The sequence below is a fragment of the Novosphingobium sp. PC22D genome, assembly GCF_002556635.1.
Lineage (GTDB): Bacteria > Pseudomonadota > Alphaproteobacteria > Sphingomonadales > Sphingomonadaceae > Novosphingobium.
The window spans coordinates 1-8669 of sequence record NZ_MWMO01000038.1 but is presented as its reverse complement, the minus strand read 5'-3'; the positions used below and the strand labels follow the sequence as shown (position 1 = coordinate 8669).

Annotated in this window: 3 protein-coding genes and 2 pseudogenes; 1 reads left to right on the top strand and 4 read right to left on the bottom strand. The window is 61.3% G+C overall.

Annotated features, from left to right (window positions below; all coding sequences use genetic code 11):
- Nucleotides 1-88 precede the first annotated feature (88 nt).
- Nucleotides 89-349: pseudogene (locus B2G71_RS23455) on the bottom strand (transposase); the annotation flags it as partial.
- 73 nt (nt 350-422) lie between these two features.
- Between B2G71_RS23455 and B2G71_RS23450 the strand changes: the two are divergent.
- Nucleotides 423-836, top strand: a pseudogene (locus B2G71_RS23450) (IS5 family transposase); the annotation flags it as partial.
- 1035 nt (nt 837-1871) lie between these two features.
- On the opposite strand, the gene B2G71_RS23440 reads toward B2G71_RS23450, so the two are convergent.
- The 3 genes from B2G71_RS23440 to B2G71_RS23430 form a co-directional block, all read right to left on the bottom strand.
- A complete protein-coding gene (locus B2G71_RS23440) occupies nt 1872-3731 on the bottom strand; it encodes an ABC transporter ATP-binding protein (protein WP_098109076.1) in 1860 nt (619 codons plus the stop codon).
- On the bottom strand, nt 3728-5512 hold the full coding sequence (locus B2G71_RS23435; protein WP_098109075.1) for an ABC transporter ATP-binding protein: 1785 nt from the start codon (nt 5510-5512) through the stop codon (nt 3728-3730). Before B2G71_RS23435 ends, B2G71_RS23440 begins: the two co-directional genes overlap by 4 nt.
- A 463-nt stretch (nt 5513-5975) precedes the next feature.
- On the bottom strand, nt 5976-8579 hold the full coding sequence (locus B2G71_RS23430; RefSeq protein WP_276306943.1) for an efflux RND transporter permease subunit: 2604 nt from the start codon (nt 8577-8579) through the stop codon (nt 5976-5978).
- Nucleotides 8580-8669 lie beyond the last annotated feature (90 nt).

Sequence of the window (8669 nt, the reverse complement as noted above, 5' to 3'; positions counted from 1 at the left end):
GCTCTTCATCGCCTCGATCCAGCTCTTCGTTCGCCGCACCGCAAGGCCATGAAATTACGCCAGATAATTTTGAATCAGACTCTTAGAGCTTTCGCTTGATGACATCCTGCAGCATCTCGCGATCCAGCGTCAGATCGGCGACGATCTTCTTTAACCGGCCGTTCTCGTCTTCCAGCTCACGCATCCGCCGCATCTCTGACGGCCTCAGACCCGCGTACTACTTCTTCCAGTTGAAGTAGGTCGCCTGGCTGATGCCTGCCTTACGGCAGAACTCCGCAACAGGCGTCCCTTCCTCGCCCTGCTTGATGACGAACGCCTTCTGCACGTCCGTGAACTTCGATGCCTTCATGCCGTAACTCCTCGCCCAGCCAAGGATATCTACAGCCGAAAACTCTACTGCGAATGGTCCAGTTTTCAGGTGGCAGAGCAAGGGACGCAAGCGCCACATCCTCACCGACACCGACCGCAACCTCGTCCATGCCGTGATCCACACCGCCGACATCCAGGACCGCGAGGGCGCGCCGCTCGTGCTAGCCGAAATCTTCCTGCGCTTCCCCTGGCTGCGGCATGTGTTCGCCGATGGCGGCTATACCGGAGACAAGCTCAGGCAAGCGCTGCGCCGGATCGGAAAGTGGACCATCGAAATCATCAAGCGGTCCGACACGGCCAAAGGCTTCGAGGCACTGCCTCGCAGATGGGTGGTCGAGCGAACCTTGGCATGGCTCAATCGAAACCGACGCCTCGCCAAAGACTTCGAGCAGACGATCGCCTCCGCCACCGCGTGGCTCTTCATCGCCTCGATCCGGCTCTTTATACGCCGCATCGCAAGATCATGAAATTACACCCGATAATTTCGAATCAGACTCTTAGGCCACAGGGCTGGAATTTTTGGCCTGAAAAATGTTTCTCTTCGCGTGAGAACGTTCGGAAGTTTGTTCGCGAATTGATGTGATTTTTGCATACAAAACGATTGCTAACTTGAGACGAGCGCGCATACGCGTCCCTAGCCAATCTGTTAGAATGTTCCGCCCATTTTCCATACCATCGCAACTTTAAGTCCAACTATCCTAATAGAAAATATCGTAAATAACTTGAATTATTTCTCCGGTATGCTCGTCGATCAAAAGTGCATCATCCCCATAGCGAACCCATATGCAACCATCTGGCGGGATGGGAAGGTCATAGAGCCAGTAACTGACAATCCAATAGTTGCGCGCCCAGAACAGAGGCGGAAGGATATCTCCAATTATCCAATTGCGAAGATACCATCCACGTGGACGAACGTAAGGCTTAATATAATATTTCTTGTCCGCACGGTAGGTATGGCGATACGTGTCGCGATCACGCGAGCCGTCGTGCCGCCGCTGGACGAGAGGAGGCCGCGTACCCCGTCGATAGCTGTCCTGGCCGGGATAGGTTTGGATTGCAGGGTCGTCTCTCCGGCCCGGCTGGCCGGATTCCCGAGGAGACTTCTGCTGGCTCCGTTGTGGTTCGTTCTGTCCTTGCTGCCGCTGGTTCTTTGATAGCTGCGAGCGTTGGCCTTGGCTCGATTGGCGCTCTACGCCACTTTGAGGCGCCTGAGTGCGCCGTGTTTGAGATCTCTGCTCCTGACGAGGTTGAGAGCCTCGTGCCCCTTCCCCTTGAGGCTGCCCATGCGATGGCGAAGGTAAAGCCAGCAGTAACGCCAGAGAAGCGTAAATCAGATGATAGATAGACATGGCATTCCCCCAAGTTTCCTTTCCACTCGGATCGACTGATGTAACAGTAACTAACCCCTTTTCCACTTGAGACAGATCAATCCGGCCTATTGACACCCTTAATTTACTCAAGAGGTCCCCCGTCCTCATCGAATGAATGAGGGCCCCCGCTTTTCACTCCGGCAGGGGCCCGTAAGCAGCCCCGCCCTGCTGCAGCGTCCAGTACCCGCCCTTCAACGCCATCAGTTCATCATGGGTGCCAGTCTCGCGGACGTTGCCGGCCTCCATATAGACGATCAGGTCGGCATCGCGGATGGTCGAGAGCCGGTGGGCGATGACGAAGCTGGTGCGTCCCTGCCGCAGATCGGCCATCGCCTGCTGGATCAACATCTCGGTGCGCGTATCGACCGAGCTGGTCGCCTCGTCGAGGATCAGGATCGGCTTGTCGAGCAGGAAGGCGCGGGCAATGGTCATCAGCTGGCGCTGTCCCTGAGACAGCGACGCACCGGCATTTTCCAGCACCGTGTCGTATCCCTCGGGCAGGGTCCGCACGAAATCATCTACATGGCAGCGCCGCGCGGCGGCGAGCACCTCCTCGCGCGTGCTCTGCGGGCGGCCATAGGCGATATTGTCGTGGATCGTGCCGGTGAACAGCCAGGTATCCTGCAGCACCATGGCCATGGCGCCACGCAGTTCGGCACGGCCAAGCTGGCTGATGTCGATGCCGTCGAGCCTGATCTCGCCCCGGTCGATCTCGTAAAAACGCATCAGCAGGTTGACCAGCGTTGTCTTGCCCGCGCCGGTCGGGCCGACGATGGCGAGCGTCTGGCCGGGCAGCGCCTCCAGACTGACATCCTCGAACAGCGGCTGGTCGGGAACATAGCGGAAGCCGACATGGTCAAAGCAGACATGCCCTTTGACGACCGCGGGCAGACGTCCCCGCGCGTCACCGTCCGCGCCCATTTCCGGCGCGTCGAGCAATTCGAAGACCCGCTCGGCAGAGGCCAGCGCCGATTGCACCTGCGCGGCCATGCTGCCCAGCTGCGATATGGGCTGCCCGATCTGCCTGATATACTGGATAAAGGCCTGCAACTCGCCCAGGGTCAGGCCGCCCGACAGCACCCGAAAGGCACCGACCACGACGACCGCGACATAGGCGAAGTTGGTCACGACCATGGTCACGGGCTGGATCAGGCTGGCCAGCATCTGGGCGGACATGCTGGCTTTGGTCAGCGCCCCGTTCTCGATGGCGAACTGTTCCTCGATGCGCGAATGTGCGCCAAAAACGCGGATCAGGGTCTGGCCGGTGAAGCTCTCCTCGACTGTGGAATTGAGGTTTCCGGTCTCACGCCACTGGGCGACGAATTGCGGGCGCGCGGCGCGCGTGAGCAGGCGGGAGAGCAGCAGGGAAATGCCTAACGCAACCAGGGCCACGATCGCCAGCACGGGAGAGAGCACGAGCATGATCCCCAGCACACCGACAATCGTCAGCACCATCAGGATGACCTGGCTGGCAACCTGCTGCAGGTTCTGGATCACATTGTCGATATCGTTAGTGAAGCGCGACAGCACCTCGCCACGCGGCTGAGCGTCGAACCAGCTCAAGGGAACGCGCGACAGCTTCGCTTGCGCCCGGTGTCGCAGATCGCGGCCCAGTTCCTGCACCAGATCGTTGATCAGCCACGCCTGCGCCAGATTGAAGGCCGAGGCAAGCAGATAGATCACCGCCACCACGGTGAGCTGGCGAATGAGGGCGCCCCGGGGGAAATCCTCGCTCACCAGCAGGTCGGTCGCCTTGCCGAGTTGCCACGGCCCCAGCGTGCTCGCCGCGACGCTGCCTACACTCAGCAGAACCATCGTAACGATGACCCACCGGCTGCGACCCAGCGCCTGCCAGATCCGCCGTGCGGCATCCCTTGCGTCTTTCGGCTTTTCCCCGCCGATCGCGGCCCCGGCCGCTGCCGGTCCTCCCGAAGCGGAGGCCGGACGCGCGGCGGTGGAAACCGGCGTCGATCTCTTCTCCGCCGCGCTCACGCCGCATCCTCCGCCATGCTGCGCTGCGAGCGGACGATATCGGCATAGACCGGGCAATCCTGCATCAATGCGTCATGCGGGCCGAGGCCGACAATCCGCCCGAGATCGATTACCAGAATGGTATCGGCATCGCGGATCGAGGACACGCGCTGGCTGACTGTCACGGTGACGGCGTGGCGGGTCGCCTGCCGCAATGCGGCGCGCAGTCTGGCGTCGGTGGCCTGATCGAGGGCCGAGAAGCTGTCATCGAACAGATAGAGATCGGCATCGCAGGCCAGCGCCCGGGCGATGGCGAGCCGCTGGCGCTGCCCGCCGGAGAAGTTCGTGCCGCCCTGCGCCACCGGCGCCGCGAGCCCCTCGGGAAGCGCGCGGACGAAATCCGCCGCCTGCGCGATCTCCAGCGCCTGCCACAGCGCGGCATCGTCGGCTTCCGGACTCCCCAGCCGCAGCGTCTGCGCCACGGTGCCGGAAAACAGATAGGTCTTCTGCGGGACATATCCGATCCGCCCGGCCAGCGCTTCGGGCGCTATCGCCCGCAAATCCACGCCGCCCAGCGTCACCCGGCCCTGCGTCGGATCGTTGAGCCGCGCGATCAGGTTGACGATGGTCGACTTGCCCGATCCGGTGGCGCCGATAATGCCCAGCACCTGACCGGGATCGACGCTGAAAGAGATATCTTCTAGAATCATCGCCCGGGCGCCGGAATAGCCGAAGCTCACCGCGTCGAAGCGCAGGTCGAGCCCGCTGCCCTTCTCCGGCAAGGGCTGCGGATTGGCAGGCGGCCCCACCAGGACCTCGCTTTGCAGCAGGGCGCTGATCCGCCGCCCGCTCACCAGCGAGCGGGGCAGCAGCACGATCAGCATGCCCATCATCATCACCGAGATCAGGATCAGCGAGACATAGGACAGGAAGGCGATCAGCGCGCCGATCTGGAGGTCGCCCGCCACCACCCGGTCCGCTCCCGCCCAGATCAGCGCGACAGAGGCGACCTGCATCACCGCGGTCACGGCGGGCATGATCATTGCCATCAGGCGCCCGGCCTGGATCGCGGTATCGGTCAGCTCGGTATTGGCTGTGCCGAAACGCTGCGCCTCGCGCAGCTGCTGCAGGAAGGCGCGGATTACCCGGATACCCTCGATCTGCTCGCGCAGGATCGCATTCACGCCGTCAAGCTGCCTTTGCATCCGCTGGAACAGTGGCGTGGCGCGCAATGTCAGCCAGCCGATAATGGCCGCCAGTATCGGCACCACGATCAGCAGCAATCCGGACAATTGCACATCCTGGCGCACGGCCATGAAGGCGCCGCCAACGCCCATGATCGGGGCGATCGCGATCATGGTCAGCCCCATGAACAGCATGGTCTGCACCTGCAGCACGTCATTAGTGCAGCGGGTGATAAGGGAGCCGATCCCGAACTCCTGCACCTGCGCCAGGGCAAGGCTGTGGACCTTGCCGAAGACATCGGCCCGCAAGGACTTGCCGATCTGGAAAGCTATGCGCGCGCCGAGCACGACGGCGGCTGCGCTGAGCACGAGCTGCACCAGGGCCGCCCCGCCCATGAGCCCGCCGAAATGGAGTATCGCATCGCTGTCTTCGGGAACGATGCCCAGGTCGATCACATCGGCGCTCAGCCCCGGCAGCAACAAAGAAGCCGCGACTTGCCCCACCTGACATGCGAGAAGACCAAGCAAAGGCAGGCGGTGATTCCTGAATTGGGAAGCCCAGCCTGCTGGGAGTACTATAGGGACTTTCTCAACTGCGGGAGGAACTATAGCATTCATTGCCAGTCATAGCCTGCACATTGACGGTACGAATTAGGTTTTCGTCCAGGACTTCGAATCAATATCAAGTCATCAATAGTTAATCGGGAGTGCGCAAAAGCCTTCTGGGCGGCCTGCAAAGGAACCCCACTCACTTTCCACTTTGCCATCCGCCACCGAGCGCTTTGTAGAGTGCTATCCATGCACGAACTTCTGTCAGACGCAGATTAGCTAACGAAAGTTGTGCATCGAGTAGATCACGCCGCGCAGTTTCCCGATCGAGCATGCTGACCCTGCCCGCACCGTAAGCGATTCTGTTCGGACCGCGGTTGTTTCTTGGAAGCGCCTGGGTCAGGTTGCAAAGTTTCCTGTCCGGGCCGCGATTGATGGGAAGATTGCTGGGCCGCTGCGGGCGCCGTAGTACAAAGTAAGAGAGCAAGACTTATCAAACGAGGGAGATATACAGACATCTGGGAGCACTCCTTTACGTACTGGCCTTCGGGTTCGAGGGGTTGCGGGAAGCATGAAACAGTTTGTGCGCCGACCGACGGAGCAGCTGCTCGAAGTCGTCGACATAGGTGAAGATCACCGGCACAACGAGAAGGCTCAGCACGGTTGAGGTGAGGAGACCGCCGATAACCACGATTGCCATGGGCTGGCGGAAGCTGGGCTCGGCGCCCATGCCGAGCGCAGTCGGCAGCATGCCCGCGCCCATCGCGATCGTGGTCATCAGGATGGGTCGGGCACGCTTGTGACAGGCATCGATTAGCGCGTCATAGCGCGACATGCCGCGTTCGCGCCGCGCCATGATTGCGTATTCGACCAGCAGGATCGAGTTCTTGGTCACGATCCCCATCAGCATGAGGAGTCCGATTACCGCAGGCATGGAGAAGGCCGAATCGGTGATGAGCAGCGCGAACATCGCGCCGCCCAGAGACAGCGGCAGGGCCGATAGAATTGTCGCTGGCTGCAGGAAGTCGTGAAACAGCAGTACCAGCACCGCATAGATGCAGAAGATGCCGACCGCCATCGCAAGGGCGAAGCTGCCCATCATTTCGGAGGTCCGCTCAAGCTCGCCCTGTTCGACCTGCTTGATCCCGGCAGGCAGGTTTTGCATGGTCGGCAACTGCTTCACCTCGTTGTTCACCTCACCGATCGTGCGCCCGTTGAGTTCGATATCGAGCGTGACATTGCGCGAACGGTCGAGCCGGTCGATCTGCGACATGCTCGATCCATAGACGATCTCGCCCAGCGAGCCGAGGGCCACCTGGCCATTGTCGCCCTGCACCCGCAGATTGCTGATCGCATCGGTGTCTTCGCGCACTTCGGGATCGATCCGCACCCGAATGTCGATCTGACGGTCGGACAGGTTGAGCTTCGGCAGGTTCTGCGAATAGTCGCCATAGGTCGCCACGCGCATGACATCGCCGATGTCCTGACTGGTAACGCCCAGCTGCGCGGCACGCGCATAATCTGGGATAAGCTGGATTTCGGGCCGCTGCAGTGCCGCGCTGGAGGTGACGTTGCCGATGCCTTGAATATTGTTGCGAATCTCGCTTTCGAGCGATTTGGCGGTGGCGGACAGCAGGTTGCCGTCGTCGCCCGCCAGCGTTACCTGCAGCTTTTCTCCGCTGCCGCCGCCGCCCACGCTGACGCGGGTGCCGGGCAGCGCCTTGAGCGCCTCGCGGATTTTCTCTTCCACACCCGATTGCTTGAGATCGCGATCGCCGCGATCGACCAGATCGACCGTGAGCGTGGCGCTGTTCTGCGCCGAGGAAGTCGTCGAATTCATCGGATCGCCGCTGGTCGCGGTGCCAACCGAGGTGAAGACATGCTTCACTTCGGGAATATCCTCGATCAGTTTCGCGGCACCTTTCGAAATGGAATCCATTTCGGATATCGTGGTGCCGGGCGGCAGTTCGAGCGTAACCGAGGTCTGCGAGTTATCCTGCGCGGGCATGAAGCCCGAGGGCAGCATCGTATACATCCCCAGCGAGACCACGAGGAACACCAGCGCGGCCAGCACCGTTTTGCGGCGATTGTCGAGCGTGCCGTGGATCCAGCGCAGATACCGCCTCATCAGCGAGCTGTCCTCTTCCACGTGGTCATTGGCCTTCAGGAAATAGGCGGCCATCATCGGCGTCAGCAGCCGCGCGACGAGCAATGAGCACAGCACCGCGACCGAGGCGGTCACGCCGAATTCGCGGAAGATCTTGCCCGGAATCCCACCCATGAAGGCGGTGGGCAAGAACACGGCGACGAGGGTGAAGGTGGTGGCGATCACCGCTAGGCCGATCTCGTCGGCCGCTTCCATCGCGGCCTCGAAGGGTTTCTTGCCCATCCGCAGATGGCGTTCGATATTCTCCACCTCGACGATCGCATCATCGACGAGAATGCCGATCACCAGTGAAATAGACAGCAGCGACACGGTGTTGAGCGTGAAGCCCGCGAGATACATCGCCCCGAACGTGGGAATGATCGAGAGCGGCAGGGCGGTGGCCGAAATCAGCGTCGAGCGCCAGTCGCGCAGGAACCACCAGACCACGATCACCGCCAGCAGCGCGCCTTCCAGCAGCAGATGCATCGAGCCTTCGTAATTGTCGATTACCGGCTCGATCGTGTCGGAAATTTCGGTGATTTCGACGCGGCTGTTCTGCTCGTCGAAAGCCGTTACCGCCTCGCGCACGGCTTCGGCGACGCTGACATCGCCGAAGCCGAGCGAACGCGTAACCTGGAATGCGATAATCGGCTCGCCGTCACGATAGGCGAGCGAGCTGATTTCCGAATGGCCGTCGATAATGGTCGCCACCTGGTCGAGCCGCACCGATTTGCCATTGCTGGTAGGAATGCTGATCCCGCCGATCTCGGTCGGGTCGTCCACCCGGCCCAGCGTGCGCAGCGACTGGCGCTGATAGCCGATATCGCTTTCGCCGCCCGAGGTGTCGGTCTGCATGTTCTTGAGCTGGCTGCTGACATCGGCCGCGCTCACCCCGAGACCGGCCATCAGTGCCGGATCGAGTTCGACGCGGACCTCGCGGCTGACACCGCCGACACGCGTGATCTTAGCCACGCCATTGACGGACTGGATCGCCTTAGAGTCTGATCTGTAATTGCAGAGCTTGGCGGTGCCGATCCCTTGAGGGTTTCATGGATCTGTCCGCACTGGCCCGGCCGAAGC